Origin of the sequence: Streptomyces sp. NBC_01013, from assembly GCF_045162765.1 — a bacterium.
Lineage (GTDB): Bacteria > Actinomycetota > Actinomycetes > Streptomycetales > Streptomycetaceae > Streptomyces.
In genome coordinates this window covers 5,501,298-5,519,177 of the sequence record NZ_CP108687.1, presented here as the reverse complement: position 1 = coordinate 5,519,177, position 17,880 = coordinate 5,501,298, and the positions used below count along the sequence as shown (strand labels likewise).

Here is a 17,880-nt window from a genome sequence, read left to right as displayed (position 1 = left end):
CCTTCCGTTATGACGGTGTCTCCCGCCTCCTCCAGTGTCCCGCCCGGGACATGCTTCGCACGGTGTGGCGGCGCTGCGCCGCGGCCGGTGCAGTATGTCCGAGGGCGGCTCTTTCGGAGAGGAGCATGCGATGCGCGAGATCTGGACGATCGGGCACTGGACATGCCCGGAGGAGGCCTTCACCGGACTGCTCGAAGGCCAGGGCATCGACGTGCTGGCCGATGTCCGGGCCCAGCCCGGCTCGCGCCGGAGCCCGCAGTTCTCCCAGGATGTGCTGCCCGGATGGCTGGAGCGGGCGGGCATCGACTACGTGTACCTGGCCGAGCTCGGCGGGCGGCGGCGCAAGCAGGAAGTGGACCCCCTCGTGAACGCGGGCTGGCACCACGCGAGCTTCAAGAACTACGCGGACTACACACAGCTCCCGGAGTACGAGCGCGGCATCACCCGCCTGACCTCCCTCGCGGACCGCGGCCGCGTCGCCGTCATGTGCGGTGAGCCGATGCCGTGGCGCTGCCACCGGCTGCTCATCGCCAACACACTCACCGCACGCGGCTGGACGGTCCGGCACATCATGGGGACGGGCGAGCCGCGGCCCCATGTCCTGGGCACCTGGGGCGCGAGCCCCCGGATCGGGGTGCGCGGCGAGGTGACGTACCCGGCGGACCCGGCGGACTGAGCCGTGGCGTGTCGACCGGATCGGGCGAGTGGAGGACGGCGAAGCAGCGGCTGACGGCCGTGTCACAGGCGGCGGATACCCTGCCCGAATGAGCAACGCGACATGGGACGCCCTGACAGCGACCCCTCTCCCGGAAGTGCGGCGCCGCGCGGCCGTCATGGACGAACTCGCCGAGGTCGCACCGGTGGAGGTGTCCGGCGCACGCCGTCTGGCCTGGAACGACCGCGGCGGCCAGTCCGCGGTCTGGTACTTCACGGAGGACGGCCGCGTGCTGCTGCTGACCTTCGACCACGAGTCGGACCTGAATCTGTACGCCGAGGAGGATTTCGCCCTTCAGGAGTCGTTCTACGACGGCGTCCCCGAATCCCTCGTCGCCCTGGTCCGCGACCGTCCCGAGAACTACGAGTCGCTGAACCTCACGGACTCCGCGACGGGACGGACGATCCACTACGCAGGCGGCGTCTTCTGGTACGACGGCACGCGCTGGCATGTGTCCGACGGCCTGGCGGAGCACTGCCGCCGCGAGGGCGCGGACCTCTTCGTCGAGTCCGGCTTCGACTACTGCCTGCGCGCCTACCGCTTCGGCCAGGACTTCGCCCCGGAGCCCTCGTGACGATCCGTGACGAAGACGGTCGGTACGAGGACGAGAAGGAAGCGGACCTGCCCGGCATCCGTGAGGTCTTCGCCCGACACGGCTGAGGATGGGGCTGGAGGACGTGTGCGAGGCACCTGACAGGCCCGGTCCGGGAGTTGGTCCTCGTCGCGGCGTCGTCTGTCCGAGCGGGGACGGCGAGGGCCTGGCTCCCGCGCAACGGACCTGCTCAGAGCCCTTCGAGGAGACTTGTGCCGACGGCTCCCGCCCGTCCGGGCCTCCGACGATCGGCTGTCCGGCACAGCCCTGCGGCGAAACGGGGCCCGGTCTCCCGACCGGGCCCCACTCGCTTTCCCCCTCGGCCGGAGCTTCCACATCCCCCCGGATCCCTCCCCGGAAGCGTCCGACGCAGATATGACCCGGCATGGCACTCAAGGGTTGTACACCTTGGCCATCTCTTTACCTCGGACGCCCGGAGGGCCGGATCGCCGCCTCAGCAGGCGTGCTTCACATAGCGGGCCGCGACCTCCGCCAGGACCTCGGCGCCGTCGCGTGCCCACAGCGCCTCGTTGAAGATCTCCACCTCGACCGGGCCGTCGAAGCCGGTGGCCTCCACCGCCGTGCGGAAGGCGCGGAAGTCGACGCTGCCGTCGCCGAGTTGGCCGCGGCCCAGCAGGACGCCCGCCGGGAGCGGGGTGATCCAGTCGGCGAGCTGGAAGGAGTGGATGCGGCCTGCCGCGCCCGCGCGGGCGATCTGAGCGGGTGCCTGGTCGTCCCACCAGAGGTGGTACGTGTCCACGACCACGCCCACCTGGTCGGCCGGGAAGCGTTCCGCGATGTCCAGCGCCTGGGACAGGGTGGAGACGACGCAGCGGTCCGAGGCGAACATCGGGTGCAGTGGCTCGATGGCCAGGCGTACACCGCGTTCGACTGCGTAGGGGGCCAGTTCGGCCAGCGCGTCCGCGATGCGTTCGCGGGCTCCGTACAGGTCCTTGCTGCCTTCCGGGAGACCGCCCGAGACCAGGACCAGGGTGTCCGTGGACAGGCCCGCCGCCTCGTCGAGCGCCGCGCGGTTGTCGTCCAGGGCGCGGGCCCGCTCGACCGGGTCGAGGGCGGTGAAGAACCCGCCCCGGCAGAGGCTGGTGACCGACAGGCCGGAGTCCGAGAGGAGCCGGGCCGTGGCCTCGACGCCGTACTCCTGGACGGGGGCCCGCCACAGGCCGACCTTGTCGATGCCCGCTTTCGCGCAGCCCTCGGCCAGGTCGGGCAGGGACCACTGCTTGATGGTCTCCTGGTTGATGGAGAGACGGCCGTCGCTCATCGGGGGCCTCCGTTGACCGTGAGGAGCGCGCGCATCCGGGACTCCGCCAGTTCCGGGTCGGGGAACAGGCCGAGGCGGTCGGCGAGTTCGTACGCCCTGGACAGGTGTGGCAGGGAGCGGGACGACTGCAGGCCGCCCACCATCGTGAAGTGGTCCTGGTGACCGGCCAGCCAGGCGAGGAAGACCACGCCCGTCTTGTAGTAGCGGGTCGGTGCCTGGAAGAGATGGCGGGACAACTCGACCGTGGGGTCGAGGAGTTCGCGGAACCCCTTGGTGTCGCCCGTGTCCAGGACCCGCACCGCGTGCGCGGCCAGCGGGCCGAGCGGGTCGAAGATGCCGAGCAGCGCGTGGCTGAAGCCGCGGTCGTCGCCGGCGATCAGTTCGGGGTAGTTGAAGTCGTCGCCGGTGTAGCAGCGCACCCCGCTCGGGAGGCGGCGGCGGACGTCGATCTCGCGCTCCGCGTCGAGGAGGGAGATCTTGATGCCGTCGACCTTGTCGGGGTGTTCCGCGATGACCTGGAGGAAGGTGTCGGTCGCCGCGTCCAGGTCGGTGGAGCCCCAGTAGCCGTCCAGTGCCGGGTCGAACATCGGGCCCAGCCAGTGCAGGACGACCGGTTCGGTGGCCTGGCGGAGGAGATGTGCGTACGTCTCCAGGTAGTCCTGCGGGCCCCTCGCCGCTGCGGCGAGCGCACGCGAGGCCATCAGGATGGCCTGGGCGCCGCTCTCCTCGACGAGGGCGAGCTGCTCCTCGTACGCGGACCGCACCTCGGCGAGCGTGGCCGGACCGGCGGGGAGCTGGTCGGTGCCGACGCCGCAGGCGATGCGGCCGCCCACGGACCTGGCCTCGGCGGCCGAGCGGCGGATCAGCTCGGCGGCTCCTGCCCAGTCCAGGCCCATGCCGCGCTGGGCGGTGTCCATGGCCTCGGCCACGCCCAGTCCGTGCGACCAGAGGTGGCGGCGGAAGGCGAGGGTGGCGTCCCAGTCAACGGCTGCGGGCGAGTCCGGGCTGATGTCGGCGTACGGGTCGGCCACGACGTGGGCGGCGGAGAAGACCGTACGGGAGGCCAGGGGCGCGCCGTCGGGTGCGAGGTCGAGCGGGGTGGTGCGGGGCTCGTACGGGCCCTGCGGGAGGTGAATGGTCATGGTGTCCGCTCCGGTGCGACGGGGGTGGGGCGCGGCATCACAGGGTCAGCTCCGGGACCTCGAAGCGGCGGCCCTCGGCGGACGACTTGAGGCCGAGCTCGGCGAGCTGGACGCCGCGCGCGCCGGCCATCAGGTCCCAGGTGTACGGCTCGTCGAGCACGATGTGGCGGAGGAACAGCTCCCACTGGGCCTTGAAGCCGTTGTCGAAGACCGCGTTGTCGGGGACTTCCTGCCACTGGTCGCGGAAGGACTCGGTGACGGGGAGGTCGGGGTTCCAGACCGGCTTGGGCGTGGCCGAGCGGTGCTGGACGCGGCAGTTGCGCAGGCCCGCGACGGCGGAGCCGTGGGTGCCGTCGACCTGGAACTCGACGAGCTCGTCGCGGTTGACGCGGACCGTCCAGGAGGAGTTGATCTGGGCGACGGCGCCGCCCTCCAGCTGGAAGATGCCGTACGCGGCGTCGTCCGCGGTCGCGGCGTACGGCTTGCCGTGCTCGTCCCAGCGCTCGGGGATGTGCGTCTGTACGTGCGCCTGCACGGTGGTGACCCGGCCGAACAGCTCGTGGAGCACGTACTCCCAGTGCGGGAACATGTCGACGACGATGCCGCCGCCGTCCTCCGCACGGTAGTTCCAGGAGGGGCGCTGGGCCTCCTGCCAGTCGCCCTCGAAGACCCAGTAGCCGAACTCACCGCGTACGGAGAGGATCTCGCCGAAGAAACCGCCGTCGATGAGGCGCTTCAGCTTCAGCAGGCCCGGCAGGAAGATCTTGTCCTGGACGACACCGTGCTTGATGCCGGCATCCCGGGCGAGGCGGGCGAGGTCGAGGGCGCCCTCGACGTCGGTGGCGGTGGGCTTCTCGGTGTAGATGTGCTTGCCCGCCGCGATGGCCTTCTTGATCGCCTCGACCCGGGCCGAAGTGACCTGGGCGTCGAAGTAGATGTCGATGGTGTCGTCGGCGAGGACCGCGTCCAGGTCGGTCGACCACTCGGTCAGACCGTGCTGCTCGGCGAGTGCCTCCAACGCGTGGGCGCGGCGGCCGACGAGGACCGGCTCGGGCCACAGCACGTCGCCGTTGCCCAGATCGAGGCCGCCCTGTTCGCGGATCGCGAGGACCGAGCGCACCAGGTGCTGTCGGTATCCCATGCGACCCGTGACGCCGTTCATGGCGATGCGCACTGTCCTGCGTGTCACGAAAGTTCCTCCATACAGCCGTAGCAAGCGCTTTCTATGCGGTATGACGCTAGCCTGCCGACAGCGACCTGGACAAGAGGGGGCACGCTGATTGGTTTGGTCCACTCCCTCATCACTCCTCGGAGGAATGCGATGACAGTCACCCTGGCGGACGTGGCGGCTCGCGCCCGGGTGTCCCCGGCCACCGTTTCCCGCGTGCTGAACGGCAACTACCCCGTGGCGACGTCCACTCGGGAGCGGGTCCTGCGTGCGGTGGACGATCTGGACTACGTACTCAACGGGCCCGCGAGTTCCCTCGCCGCGGCCACGTCCGACCTGATCGGGATCCTGGTCAACGACATCGCCGACCCCTTCTTCGGGATCATGGCGGGCGCTGCCCAGACGGAGATCGGCGGTCCGGGCGACGGAACGGGCCGGGCAGGCGGCGAGAAGCTGGCGATCGTCTGCAACACCGGCGGCACGCCGGAACGCGAGCTCACCTACCTGACCCTGCTCCAGCGTCAGCGCGCCGCCGCTGTCGTCCTCACCGGCGGCGCGGTCGAGGACCCGGCCCACCAGGCCGCGATGTCCGCGAAGCTGGCGAAGCTCGCGGACGCGGGCACCCGGGTGGTGCTGTGCGGGCGGCCACCGCTGCCGGACAACGCCTCCGTGGTGGCCGCGCTCGCCTTCGACAACCGGGGCGGCGGCCGGCGCCTCACCGAACACCTGCTCTCACTGGGCCACCGTGCCATCGGATACGTCGCGGGCCCGGTGGAGCGGACCACCACCCGCCACCGGCTGGAGGGCCACCGCGACGCGATGAAGGCCGCGGGGGTCTCGGGCGACGAGGACCGGCTCACCGTGCACGGCTCCTACGACCGCCGCTCCGGTTACGACGCCACGGTCGAACTCCTGCGCCGTGAACCGGGGATCACGGCCGTGGTCGCGGCGAACGACACGGTCGCCCTGGGCGCCGCCGCGGCGATCCGTGACCGCGGACTGCGCATCCCCGAGGACATCTCGGTGGCCGGCTTCGACGACCTCCCGTTCTCCGTGGACGTGGTCCCGGCCCTGACGACCGTACGGCTGCCGCTCGTCGAGGCGGGGGCCCGGGCCGGCCGGCTGGCGACGGGCAAGGAGGCCCCGCCGCCGGGTGGCATCGCGACGATCGCCGCGGAGCTGATGGTGCGCGGGTCGACGGCCGCACCCCGGGGATGAGTCGAGTCACCGTGACCGGGGTACGCGGCGGACGTGCCCCGGTCCGTACGGTGCAGGGGCACGTACCGACGGAAGGAACACGCACGTGAAGCTCGCTTTCTCCACCCTCGGGGTTCCGGGACTGCCGATGACCGAGGTCGTCCGGCTGGCCACCGAGCACGGCTACCAGGGGGTGGAGCTGCGCGCCCATCCCGAGGAGCCGGTGCACCCCGGGCTGTCGAAGGCCGAACGGGCCGATGTGGCCGATGAGTTCAAGCGGGGAGGGGTCGAGATCCTGACCGTGGCCGGCTACGTGCGGGCGGCCGCCGAGGGGGACGACCAGCCGGTGCTGGACGAGCTCGCCGGGCTGATCGAGCTGGCCGGGGACCTGGGCGCGCCCCACGTCCGGGTCTTCCCGGGCGGCGGCGACCAGGACCCCGCCACAGCCGACGCGGCGGCGGCCCGCAGGCTGGCAGCGGTCGCACCGTACGCCGCCGACCTGGGCGTACGCGTCCTGCTGGAGACCCACGACTCGCACCGCGCGGGGGTCGACGTGGCGCGGGTGGTCGGCACGGTGGGGCACGGGAGCATCGGCGCCCTGTGGGACGTCATGCACACCTGGCTGGCGGGCGAGGAGCCGGTGGCGAGCCATGCGGTGCTGGCCCCGCACCTGGGATACGTACAGGTGAAGGACATCGCCTCGACCGAGGACACCACGCCGGTGGCGCTGGGCGCGGGGGTGCTGCCGCTGCGGGCGTGCCTGGACGCCCTGGACGCGGACACCTGGGTCTGCTGGGAGTACGAGAAGCGCTGGTACCCCCAGGCGGCGGAGCTGCCCGCGATGCTCGCCGCGGGGCGCGAGCACCTGTTGCGCCTGGGTGCGCCCAAGCAGTAGCCCCTGCGCGGGCATCCACCGCGGACGGGCACGCCCACGCAGCGGTGCGGGCCGCGAGCATCCACTGCGGACGGGCGGGCCCGCGCGGTGCGGGCCGCGGGGCCGGTCCTCAGACGGGGGCCGGCTCGGGGGCGGGTACGCGGGTCCGCCGCGCCCCCGCGAGCGAGGTCAGCGCCACCCCGCCCACCAGCAGCGCCGCCGCGCACCACCGCAGCGGGCGCACCGACTCGTCGAGCAGCAGCGCGGCCGACGACATCCCGAAGACCGGTACGAGCAGGGTGAACGGGGCGACGGACGAGGCCGGGTAGCGGCTGAGCAGGAAACCCCACGCCCCGAAGCCGAAGATCGTGACGACCCAGGCTACGTAGACGATGATTCCGGCCCCGCTCCAGTCGAGCGCGGAGAGCGCGTCCCGGTCGCGGTCCCAGCCCTCGAAGAGCAGGGAGAGGCCGAGCAGCGGAAGGACGGGCACGGTGGAGACCCAGACCATGAAGTTGAGCGCGTCGGGCGGGGCGGCCCTGCGCGTGAGCACGTTCGACACGCCCCAGCAGGCCGCTGCGGCGATCACGAGGACGAAGGCGAGCACGGGCCCGCTCGCCCCCTCGTCGACGGCGGCCACTCCGATGCCGGACAGTGCCACCGCCATCCCCGCCAGCTTGACCTTTCCCGGCCGCTCACCCAGCACGAGTGCCGCGAAGAGCGCGGTGAAGACCGCCTGGACCTGAAGGACCAGGGAGGAGAGCCCCGCACCCATCCCCCGGTCCATCCCGATGAAGAGCAGGCCGAACTTCGCCACTCCCAGGGCCAGCCCCACCCCCACGATCCACTTCCACGCGACCTTCGGCCGACCCACGAAGAACACCGCGGGCAGAGCGGCGACCAGGAAGCGCAGGGCGGAGAAGAGCAGCGGCGGGAAGTGGTCGAGCCCGAGCTCGATGACGACGAAATTGACGCCCCAGAGGGCGGCCACCAGGACGGCCAGGGCGATGTGGAGGGGACGCATGCACCGAGGATCCCGTCGGTGGACCATGTAGCACCAGCGCGGATTTCTTCATGGTGCAATTGAGCGTCGCTAATCAATCGACTGGCCCTCGGAGGCTCCGGTGCTCGATCTCGCCCGGCTGCGCGCCCTGCACGCCATCTCCGTCCACGGTTCCGTCGCGGGGGCCGCCGCGGCACTCGGCTACACCCCGTCTGCGGTCTCGCAGCAGATCACCAAGCTGGAGCGGGAGACCCGCACGACACTGCTGGAGCGCCGCGGCCGCGGGGTCGCGCTCACCGAGGAGGCGGTGCATCTGGCCCTCGCCGCACAGGAGTTGCTGGCGATCGTGGAGCGGGCCGAGACCTCGCTGGAGGAGCGGCGGGGGCTGCCGACGGGCCGGCTTTCGATCGGCGCGTTCGCCTCGGCGGCGCGCGGGCTGCTGCCCGGGGTCCTGGCAGAGCTGGACCGCGAGCACCCCGCCCTGGATGTGCGACTGACCGAGGTCGACCCGCACCTCTCGGTGGACCTGGTGACCAAGGGCGTGATCGACCTGGCCGTCGCACACGACTGGGACATCGCCCCGCTGCCGGCCCCGGAGGGTGTGGCGCAGGCCGTGCTCGGCGAGGACCGTTGCGATCTGCTGGTGCCCGCGGACCACCGGCTCGCGGGGCGGGACGGGGTGCGGCGCGAGGAGCTGGCGAAGGAGCGGTGGATCTGCCAGCCGCCGGGGACGGTCTGCCACGACTGGCTCGTACGGACGTTGCGCACGGCGGGGTACGAGCCGGACATCCGGCACCAGGCCGAGGAGAACCACACCCAGCTGGCCCTGCTCGCCGCCGGGCTCGGAGTGGCGATGATGCCGCGACTGGGGCGCGGGCCGCTGCCGGACGGGGTGGTGGCGGTGCGGATCGATCCCGTACCGGTGCGGCGGCTGTACGCGCTGTGGCGTACGGAGGCGGCGCGCCGCCCGGCGATCACGGCGGCGGTCTCGGCACTTCAGGCACACGGGGCGGGTGCGGGGCTGCGGTGACCACGGCGCCGCGCGGGTGTGCGGCTGCGGCAACCGTGGGCCGCGCCGGGGCGGATCACCCTGCGCGAAGACGCGCGCAAAATGGTCCGAACCCTTGACCGAAAGTTATTTTCTGGATATCCGTACTGCTTGGCAGTTTCTTTCACCACCCCCTCGTCACCGAGTACGGCCGAAGGAGCTCACGTGCACGACCGCACCTCCAGACGCACCCTCCTCACCGCCACCGCGGCCACCGGCGTCGCGGCGGCTGCGGGCATGGCAGTCGCCCCCGGCGCCGTCGCCGCCCAGAAGTCCGCAAGCAGCAGCCCCACCTCCGCCGCCACCACCCGTCGGCTGAAGCGGCTCATCTCCCGGATGAGCCTGGAGGAGAAGGTCGGCCAGCTCTTCGTCATGCGGGTCTACGGGCACTCCGCGACCGAGCCCGATCAGGCGGACATCGACGCCAACCTCGCCGAGATCGGGGTGCGTACCGCTGCCGAGATGATCGCCAAGTACCACGTGGGCGGCATCATCTACTTCGCGTGGGCGCACAACACCCGTGACCCGCACCAGATCGCCGATCTCTCCAACGGCATCCAGCGGGCCGGTCTGGCCGGGCCCAACTCCCTGCCGCTCCTCATCTCCACCGACCAGGAGCACGGCATCGTCTGCCGCGTCGGCGAGCCCGCCACACTGATGCCGGGCGCGATGGCGCTGGGCGCGGGCGGTTCGCGGTCCGATGCCAGGCGGGCCGGGCAGATCGCGGGCGCCGAGCTGGCCGCGATCGGTATCTGCCAGAACTACGCCCCGGACGCCGACGTCAACGTCAACCCGGCCAACCCGGTCATCGGCGTGCGTTCCTTCGGCTCCGACCCGCAGTCCGTGGCCGGGATGGTCGCAGCCCAGGTGAAGGGGTACCAGAGCGCCGGGATCGCTTCCACGGCCAAGCACTTCCCGGGCCACGGCGACACCAGCACCGACAGCCACACCGGCCTGCCGGTGATCACCCACACCCGTGAGCAGTGGGCCGAGCTGGACGCGCCGCCGTTCCGGGCGGCGATCGCCGCGGGCATCGACTCGATCATGACGGCGCACATCGTGGTCCCCGCGCTCGACCCGGCCGAGGACCCGGCGACGCTGTCCAAGCCGATCCTCACCGGCATCCTGCGCGAGGAGCTCGGCTACGACGGCGTCGTGGTCACCGACTCGCTCGGCATGGAGGGCGTGCGGACGAAGTACGGCGACGAGCGGGTGCCGGTCCTGGCACTGCAGGCGGGTGTCGACCAACTGCTCAACCCGCCCAGCCTGGAGGTGTCCTGGAACGCCCTCCTGGCGGCCGTCAAGAGCGGTGAGGTCAGCGAGGCCCGCCTCGACGAATCGATCCTGCGCATCCTGCGGCTGAAGACGAAGCTGGGACTGTTCGACGACCCGTTCGTCAGTCACCGGGGTGTGGACCGTAACGTCGGCACCCGCTCGCACCTCGCCGCCGCCGACCGGATCGCGGAGCACACCACCACGCTGCTGGCCAACACCGGCGCGGTGCTGCCGCTGTCCCGTCGCTCGCACAGGAACCTGCTGGTGGTGGGGGCCGATCCGGCCTCACCGTCCGGCACGACGGGGCCGCCGACCACCACCCTGGCACAGGCGTTCAACGAGCTGGGGTACACGGCCACGGCCCTGTCCACGGGCACCACTCCGACCAGGGCGGCCATCGACGCGGCGGTGGCGGCCGCGCAGGGCAAGGACGCGGTGGTCGTGGGGACGTACAACGTCACGGCGACCAGTTCGCAGCGAACCCTGGTGAGTGAGCTGGCCGCGACCGGCGTCCCGGTGATCACGATCGCGATCCGCAACCCGTACGACATCGCCCGTCTGGCCGGCACCGGATACGCGGCGAGCCTGGCCTCGTACTCGTGGACCGACGTCGAACTGCGGGCGGCCGCGCGGGTGATCGCGGGGCAGGCCGAGCCGGAGGGGAAGCTGCCGGTTCCGGTGCAGCGCCCGGACGATCCCTCGCAGGTGCTGTACCCGGTGGGCTACGGGCTGACGTACTAGGGCCTGTTTCGAAAGTAGCGCCGTCCGCCCGGAGGGCGGGCTCGGCGGCGTCTGGTGCGTGCGATCGCAAGGCGGAGGGTCGCCCCGATACTGGGTGTATCGGGGTGATCCCGACAACGCGGCGAGCGTGCGTGCCAGGCGTCGCCGAGCAGGCGGGACTTTCGAAACACGCCCTGGGGCCTTTGCGTCCGGATCACGCCGCAGGTGTGCGTGCCGGGCCCCGCGAACCCGGCATGATCCGAACGAGAGGCTCCGGAGCGGTTCCCGCGCCGGCGGCCGGTTGCGTACCGGCCGCCGGCGCGGGGCTGTTCCCGTTACGGCGTTACGGGCGCCTGGTGCCGAGCCGGTGCTCGGTCGTCAGGTCCTTCTTGTCGAGCCGCGCGTCGTACTTCGCGAGCGGCTTCGCCTTCGCCGGGTCCGCCTGGGCGGCGGCCGGGGCGACGCCCGCCCAGCGCAGGATGGCCGCGGTGGCCGTGGCGTTCTCCGCCGGGGCGAGACCAGCGACGTTCGAGCCGTGGTTGCCGCCGGGCACCGTGAAGACGTAGCTGTCACGGGCGCCCGCGCCGAGCCGGAAGCGCTCGGCGCCCCACGGGTCGTTCTCCCCGTACACGTACAGCATGTGGCTGGCGTGGTTCTTCACCCAGCTGTCGACGTCGCGCATCACCGAGGGCTGGAACTTCATCGGGATGGAGCTCGGTACGAAGTTGCGGGGCGGCTGGTAGCCGTAGCGGCTGAGCCCGCCGAGCCAGGGCTGCTCGATGTCGGGCGAGCCCAGCTGGGTGCCCGCCTGGTAGTAGTACGGCGTGTAGTTCGCCAGGCCCTGGTCCGCGTAGGCGGAGAAGCCGGAGATCGAGTCGATCGAGTCCCAGATCGCCTGGTCGGGCGCGTTCTCCGCGTCGGCCGGGATGGAGTCGCAGTCGGCGAGCAGGCTGTACTGCCAGTACGCCCAGACGTAGTCCATGACCACGGCCTCGTAGGCCTTGTCCAGGGTGCCGACGGTGGTGAAGGTGTAGCCGTTGTCGGCGGCGTACTGCTCGTACTTCTCCTCCAGCGGCTCCCGGCGGACCAGCGCCTCGCGCTGCACGCCCTCCAGCCGGTCGCGGCACTCCTTGGTGCCCACGTCGGCGAAGAAGCGGTCGTATGCCGAATCCTCCTTGTTGACCACGTCGTTGGGTGCGACGTAGGCGACGACGCCGTCCATGTCCTTCGGGTAGAAGCGCTCGAAGTACGTGGCGGTCATGCCGCCCTTGGAACCGCCGGTGGTCAGCCAGTTCTTGGAGTAGATCCGCTTCAGCGCGGTGAACACCCGGTGCTGGTCACTGGCGGCCTGCCAGATGTCGAGCTTGGACCAGTCGGCGGGCGAAGGGCGCGATGGGGTGAAGAAACGGTACTCCAGCGAGACCTGGTTGCCGTCGATGATCCGGGTCGGCTCCGAGCGGCTGGGATTGGTGGAGACGTTGTAGCCGCTGGTGAAGAAGACCGTCGGGCGCGAGGTGTCCTTGTGCAGCAGGGTGATGCGCTGCTGGAACGTGCCCTTGGACGGGTGCCGGTGGTCGACCGGCTGGGTGTAGTTGAGGACGAAGTAGCGGTACCCGTCCACCGGCTTTTCCTGGATGAGACTCATGCCCGGGATGGCCAGGATGCGGTCCTTGATGTCCGTGCTCGTACCGCTGTCGCCGACGGCGGAACGGACCGCGGCCGGTTCTGCGGCGGTGGCCGCCCCGGCCGAAGCACCCGTCGCACTGACTGTGCCGATGAGCACTGCCAGCGACAGGAACCCTCTGAGCGCCTTGCGCATACACCCTCCCCTTGATTCACAACAGAACGTCGTGAACCTAGCGGGGCGATACCCGTACCACCACCCCCCGTTGCCCGGGCGTGTGCTCGCGTCACCCGGTCAGCACAGGATCCAGCTCGTGGTGCCGGTGCTCCCGGAGATCGTGCCCGAGGCCCGGACGCAGCGGTTCAGCGCGTGGACGGTCACGGGTCCGGCCCGCTCGGTGAAGGAGCCGCTGTCGACCACGGGCCGGCCGCCGCGGGGCTGGATCTGTACGGACATCGGGCGCCGCTTGCCGGGCTTGGCCGCGACGGCGGTGGCGCAGGCGTAGGAGCGGGTCCTGTAGACGCGCAGCTCTCCCGTCGCGAACTTCACCGTCTTCGCGGGCCGTCCGGCGCACACCGAGGCGGCGTCGGCACTGCTCGCCTCCACACCGCCGACGACGAGCCCGAGGGCGGTCGCCAGAGCGAGGGCGAGCAGGCGGAACGGGACGCCGCGTCCCGTGCGCCCGTCGTGTCTTTCGGTCCCTCTGGTCACCAGCAGCCCCATCGCCTCATCGAACGCACATGCTTCCATCCCACACATGTACGCACACACGTGTATCTGCGTACGACGCGAGAGGCCATCCGGAGGTTGCACCCGGCGCGCTCCGCGTTGCGCGTGGCCGGGTCGGCACACGATGGGCGTCACCGGACAGAGCCGTACGAAAGGCGGGAACCGCTATGACCCGACTCCGCACCTCCGGTCGCCCTCGGGGCCGGCACCTCATCGGCCGCACGCTGCTCTCCGCCGCTCTGCTGGCCGCCGTGGCGGCCGTCCCGGCCGCCGCCGTCGGACCGCGGGGCGCACCGGCTGCGACGTCGGCCCGCGGCGTGGCCGCGGCGCATCAGCAGGTCGCCCACTTCTACGGGGCCTACATCGACGCGGTCACCGCCGAGGACGGCGGGAAACTGGCCGCCTCGCTGCGGGACTTCTACCTCACGCCCCGCCTGCGCGCGGAGCTGGGCGACTGGGAGGCGGCCAACCACGCCGACGGTGTGCTGCGCGCCCAGAACACCCCGGCCGGCTTCCGTGTCGCCGAGGGCGACAGCGGTGCCGGCCACACCTGGTCGACGGTCCGGCTCACCTGGGGATCGGCGACCGACCCCACGTACACGTACCTGAAGGTGCGGTCGGACCTGGAGACCGGGAAGATCTCCGGGGTCCGCGAGTAGCGGAAGTCGCCCCGGACACGGGCCGGTTCAGACGCCCGCCGGCTCGTCCTCCCCTATGAAGGTGCGCCACAGCAGGGCGTAGTGCCCGTCCAGGGCGAGGAGTTCGTCGTGGGTGCCGTCCTCGACGACCCGGCCGTGGTCCATGACCACGACCCGGTCGGCACGGGCGGCGGTGGTGAGGCGGTGGGCGACGACGAGGGTGGTGCGCCGGCCCGCGAGACGGTCGGTCGCCTGGTTGACCAGGGCCTCGCTGGCCAGGTCCAGCGAGGCGGTGGCCTCGTCGAGCAGCAGGATGTCCGGGTCGACGAGTTCGGCGCGGGCCAGCGCGATCAGCTGGCGCTGCCCGGCCGAGAGGTTGCGGCCCCGTTCGGCGACCTCGTGGACGTAGCCGCCGTCCAGGGTGGCGATCATGTCGTGCGCGCCCACCGCCCGGGCCGCCGCCTCCACCTCGGCGTCGGTGGCCTCCGGCCGCCCGTACGCGATGGCGTCACGCACCGTGCCCGCGAAGAGGTACGCCTCCTGCGGCACGACCCCGAGCCGGTGCCGGTACGCGGTGAGGCCGAGGTGGCGCAGGTCGGTGCCGTCCGCCGTGACCCGGCCGCCCGTCGGGTCGTAGAAGCGGGCGACGAGCTTGACCAGGGTGGACTTGCCGGCGCCGGTCTCGCCGACGAACGCGACCGTCTGCCCTGCCGGGATGCGCAGGTCGATGCCGGTGAGCGCGGCCTCCTCGCCGCCGTACGCGAAGGACACGTCCTCGAACGCGATGTCGCCGCGCAGCGAGGTGACGTCCTTCGGTGCGTCCCGGTCGGCGGTGGACGTCGGCTCCTGGAGGAGCTCCTGGATGCGGCCGAGGGAGACGGTGGCCTGCTGGTAGCCGTCGAACACCTGGGAGAGCTGCTGCACGGGCGCGAAGAACAGGTCGATGTAGAGCAGGTAGGCGACCAGCGCACCCGTGGTGAGCGTGCCGTTGTCGACCCGGCCCGCGCCGACGATCAGTACGGCCGCGGCGGCCACGGACGACAGCAGCTGTACGAACGGGAAGTACACCGAGATCAGCCACTGACCGCGGACCCGGGCCTCGCGGTAGTGATCGCTGCGCGCGGCGAACCGGTCGGCGCCGTCGCGCTCGCGGCGGAAGGCCTGCACGATCCGCAGGCCTGATACGGACTCCTGGAGGTCGGCGTTGACGACGCTGATGCGCTCACGGGCCAGCTCGTACGCCTTGACGCTCTTGCGGCGGAAGAAGAACGTGCCGATGACGAGCAGCGGCAGTGTCGCGAAGACGACCAGGGCCAGCTCCACGTCCAGGACCAGCAGGGCGACCATGATGCCGAAGAACGTGACGACGGAGACGAAGGCCGTGACCAGACCGGTCTGGAGGAACGTGGACAGGGCGTCCACGTCCGTCGTCATCCGGGTCATGATCCGGCCGGTCAGCTCGCGCTCGTAGTAGTCGAGGCCCAGGCGCTGGAGCTGCGCGAAGATCTTCAGCCGCAGCGAGTAGAGCACCCGCTCGCCGGTGCGGCCCGTCATCCGGGTCTCGCCGATCTGGGCCGCCCACTGCACGAGCACCACGACCAGGCCGAAGGCGGAGGCGGCCCAGACCGCGCCGAGCGCCAGCTGCGTGACTCCGTCGTCGATGCCGTTCCTGATCAGTACGGGCAGCAGCAGACCCGCTCCGGCGTCCACGGCCACCAGTGCCAGGCTGACCAGCAGGGGCAGCCCGAAGCCGCGCAGCAGCCGGCGGAGCCCGTAGGACTCCTCGGCGTGCACGGCACGGGCCTCGTCGATGTCGGGGGTGTCGGTCGCCGGGGGCAGGGCCTCGACCTGGGCGAGGAGCTCGGGGGTGGCGGGGGTGCCGGCCGCGTCGGTCTCGCGTGCCTCCTCCTTGCGGACCCACAGTTGCGGCGTGATGCCCCGCTCGGCGTCGAACTCGGCGTCCATCTCCTCCTGGAGCGCGCGGTCGTCGGCGGGGTCCGGAACGGCGGTCCTGGCCAGGTGGCCGGGTGAGGTGGCGCCCAGCTCGTCCGGGTCGGTGAGCAGGCGCCGGTAGAGCGCGGAGCGGCGCTCCAGCTCCTCGTGGGTGCCGATGTCGGCGAGCCGGCCGTTCTCCAGGACGGCGATCCGGTCGGCGAGATTGAGGGTGGAGCGGCGGTGGGCGATCAGCAGGGTGGTGCGGCCGGCCATGACCTGGCGCAGCGCGTCGTGGATCTCGTGCTCGACGCGGGCGTCGACGGCGGAGGTGGCGTCGTCGAGGAGGAGCAGCCGGGGGTCGGTGAGGATGGCGCGGGCGAGGGCGACGCGCTGGCGCTGGCCGCCGGAGAGGGTGAGCCCGTGCTCGCCGACCGTGGTCTCGTAGCCGTCGGGAAGTTCCGCGATGAACCGGTCGGCCTGGGCGGACCGGGCGGCCTGTTCGATCTGCGCGTCGGTGGCGTCCGGCAGCCCGTAGGCGATGTTGGCACGGATGGTGTCGGAGAACAGGAAGCTGTCCTCCGGTACGAGTCCGATGGCGGCCCGCAGCGAGTCGAGGGTCAGTTCGCGCACGTCGTGTCCGCCGACGAGGACGGCGCCGTGCGCCACGTCGTAGAACCGGGGCAGCAGCAGCGAAACGGTGGACTTGCCGCTGCCGGACGCGCCGACGAGGGCGACGGTCTCGCCGGGTTCGATGGTGAGCGAGAAGCCGTCGAGGACGGGGCGCTCCTCGTCATAGCCGAAGCGCACGTCGTCGAACTCGACGCGGGCCGGGGTGCCGGCGGGGAGTTCCTTGGTGCCGTCCTGCAGGGACGGCTCGGTGTCGATCAGTTCCAGTACGCGCTCCACCCCGGCGCGGGCCTGCTGGCCCACGGTGAGGACCACGGCGAGCATCCGGACCGGGCCGACGAGCTGGGCCAGGTAGGTGGAGAACGCGACGAACGTGCCGAGGGTGATCTCGCCCCGGGTGGCGAGCCATCCGCCGAGGGCCAGCATCGCGACCTGGCCGAGGGCGGGGACGGCCTGGAGCGCGGGGGTGTAGCGGGAGTTCAGCCGGATGGTGCGCAGCCGGCCGGCGAAGAGCCTGCGCCCGACCTCGCGCAGCTTGCCGGTCTCCTGGTCCTCCTGCCCGAAGCCCTTGACGACGCGGACGCCGGAGACGGCCCCGTCGACGACTCCGGCGACGGCCGCGGCCTGCGACTGGGCGTACCAGGTGGCGGGGAAGAGGCGGGTGCGGGAGCGGCGGGCGATGAACCAGAGGGCGGGGGCGACAGCGACGGCGACGAGGGTCAGCAGCGGTGAGAGCCACGCCATGATCACCAGGGAGATGAGGAAGAGCAGCACGTTCCCGATGGTCATCGGGAGCATGAAGAGCAGGCCCTGGATCAGCTGGAGGTCGCTGGTGGCACGGCCGACGACCTGTCCGGTGGAGAGCTCGTCCTGGCGTCTGCCGTCGAGGCGGGTGATCGTCCCGTACATCTCGGTCCGCAGGTCGTGCTGGACGTCGAGAGCGAGCCGGCCGCCGTAGTAGCGGCGGATGTAGGTGGAGACGTACACGAGGGCTGCCGCGACGATCAGCAGGCCCGTCCAGACGGCCAGGGACCGGGTGTGACCGACGACCACGTCGTCGATGATCACCTTGGTGACCAGCGGGACGAGGGCCATCACCGCCATTCCGGCGAGCGACGAACCGAGCGCCAGCAGCACGTTGCGCCGGTAGCGCCAGGCGTAACCGCACAGCCTGCTCGCCCAGCCGCGCGGCTGGGTGCCGCTCCCTTGCTCCCCTGCGTCCGACACCCGGTGCCTCCCGATCGACCTGCTCTACCGGAAGGCACCAACGCGGTGGGCTGCGGATTTCATCCCGCCGCAACAAATACGGGA

14 protein-coding genes are annotated in these 17,880 nt (G+C 71.5%); 7 read left to right on the top strand and 7 right to left on the bottom strand.

The window, feature by feature from the left end; genetic code table 11:
* Positions 1-130: 130 nt before the first annotated feature.
* On the top strand, positions 131-676 hold the full coding sequence (locus OG538_RS24020) for a DUF488 family protein (protein WP_406096817.1): 546 nt from the start codon (positions 131-133) through the stop codon (positions 674-676).
* Between the two features lie 88 nt (positions 677-764).
* Positions 765-1,289, top strand: coding sequence for a hypothetical protein (locus OG538_RS24015; RefSeq protein WP_406096815.1), 525 nt, complete (start codon positions 765-767; stop codon positions 1,287-1,289).
* 472 nt (positions 1,290-1,761) lie between these two features.
* Here the strand turns inward: OG538_RS24015 and OG538_RS24010 are convergent, their stop codons facing one another.
* The 3 genes from OG538_RS24010 to OG538_RS24000 are packed head-to-tail and all read right to left on the bottom strand — an operon-like array spanning position 1,762 to position 4,920.
* The gene (locus tag OG538_RS24010) at positions 1,762-2,589 is read right to left on the bottom strand and encodes a sugar phosphate isomerase/epimerase family protein (RefSeq protein WP_406096814.1); all 828 of its coding nucleotides are present in this window, start codon (positions 2,587-2,589) and stop codon (positions 1,762-1,764) included.
* Entirely contained in the window at positions 2,586-3,731 is a 1,146-nt protein-coding gene (locus tag OG538_RS24005) for a dihydrodipicolinate synthase family protein (protein ID WP_406096812.1), read from the bottom strand. The genes OG538_RS24010 and OG538_RS24005 overlap by 4 nt, the downstream gene beginning before the upstream one ends.
* A gap of 37 nt (positions 3,732-3,768) precedes the next feature.
* A complete protein-coding gene (locus OG538_RS24000) occupies positions 3,769-4,920 on the bottom strand; it encodes a Gfo/Idh/MocA family protein (protein WP_406096810.1) in 1,152 nt (383 codons plus the stop codon).
* Positions 4,921-5,052: 132 nt separating this feature from the next.
* Here OG538_RS24000 and OG538_RS23995 point away from each other — a divergent pair, with 132 nt between their 5' ends.
* Positions 5,053-6,117, top strand: coding sequence for a LacI family DNA-binding transcriptional regulator (locus OG538_RS23995; RefSeq protein WP_406096808.1), 1,065 nt, complete (start codon positions 5,053-5,055; stop codon positions 6,115-6,117).
* Between the two features lie 85 nt (positions 6,118-6,202).
* Positions 6,203-6,991 carry a sugar phosphate isomerase/epimerase family protein gene (locus tag OG538_RS23990; protein ID WP_406096806.1) on the top strand — a complete coding sequence of 263 codons (789 nt, stop codon included), beginning with the start codon at positions 6,203-6,205 and terminating at the stop codon, positions 6,989-6,991.
* Positions 6,992-7,100: 109 nt separating this feature from the next.
* Here the strand turns inward: OG538_RS23990 and OG538_RS23985 are convergent, their stop codons facing one another.
* Positions 7,101-7,994: an EamA family transporter gene (locus tag OG538_RS23985; RefSeq protein ID WP_406096804.1), complete on the bottom strand. Its 894-nt coding sequence runs from the start codon at positions 7,992-7,994 to the stop codon at positions 7,101-7,103.
* A gap of 100 nt (positions 7,995-8,094) precedes the next feature.
* On the opposite strand from OG538_RS23985, the gene OG538_RS23980 reads away from it, so the two are divergent.
* Complete coding sequence (locus OG538_RS23980) at positions 8,095-9,003, top strand: LysR family transcriptional regulator (RefSeq protein ID WP_406096802.1); 909 nt, start codon at positions 8,095-8,097, stop codon at positions 9,001-9,003.
* Between the two features lie 183 nt (positions 9,004-9,186).
* A complete protein-coding gene (locus tag OG538_RS23975; RefSeq protein ID WP_406096800.1) occupies positions 9,187-11,037 on the top strand; it encodes a glycoside hydrolase family 3 protein in 1,851 nt (616 codons plus the stop codon).
* Positions 11,038-11,359: 322 nt separating this feature from the next.
* On the opposite strand, the gene OG538_RS23970 is transcribed toward OG538_RS23975, so the two are convergent.
* Both OG538_RS23970 and OG538_RS23965 read right to left on the bottom strand, forming a co-directional pair.
* The gene (locus OG538_RS23970; RefSeq protein WP_406096798.1) at positions 11,360-12,835 is read right to left on the bottom strand and encodes a S28 family serine protease; all 1,476 of its coding nucleotides are present in this window, start codon (positions 12,833-12,835) and stop codon (positions 11,360-11,362) included.
* A gap of 99 nt (positions 12,836-12,934) precedes the next feature.
* The gene (locus OG538_RS23965; RefSeq protein ID WP_406096796.1) at positions 12,935-13,351 is read right to left on the bottom strand and encodes a hypothetical protein; all 417 of its coding nucleotides are present in this window, start codon (positions 13,349-13,351) and stop codon (positions 12,935-12,937) included.
* Between the two features lie 185 nt (positions 13,352-13,536).
* On the opposite strand from OG538_RS23965, the gene OG538_RS23960 reads away from it, so the two are divergent.
* Entirely contained in the window at positions 13,537-14,028 is a 492-nt protein-coding gene (locus OG538_RS23960; RefSeq protein ID WP_406096794.1) for a hypothetical protein, read from the top strand.
* A gap of 27 nt (positions 14,029-14,055) precedes the next feature.
* Here the strand turns inward: OG538_RS23960 and OG538_RS23955 are convergent, their stop codons facing one another.
* Positions 14,056-17,796 (bottom strand): ABC transporter ATP-binding protein, encoded by a 3,741-nt coding sequence (locus OG538_RS23955; RefSeq protein ID WP_406096792.1) that lies wholly within the window; start codon positions 17,794-17,796, stop codon positions 14,056-14,058.
* Between the last annotated feature and the right edge of the window lie 84 nt (positions 17,797-17,880).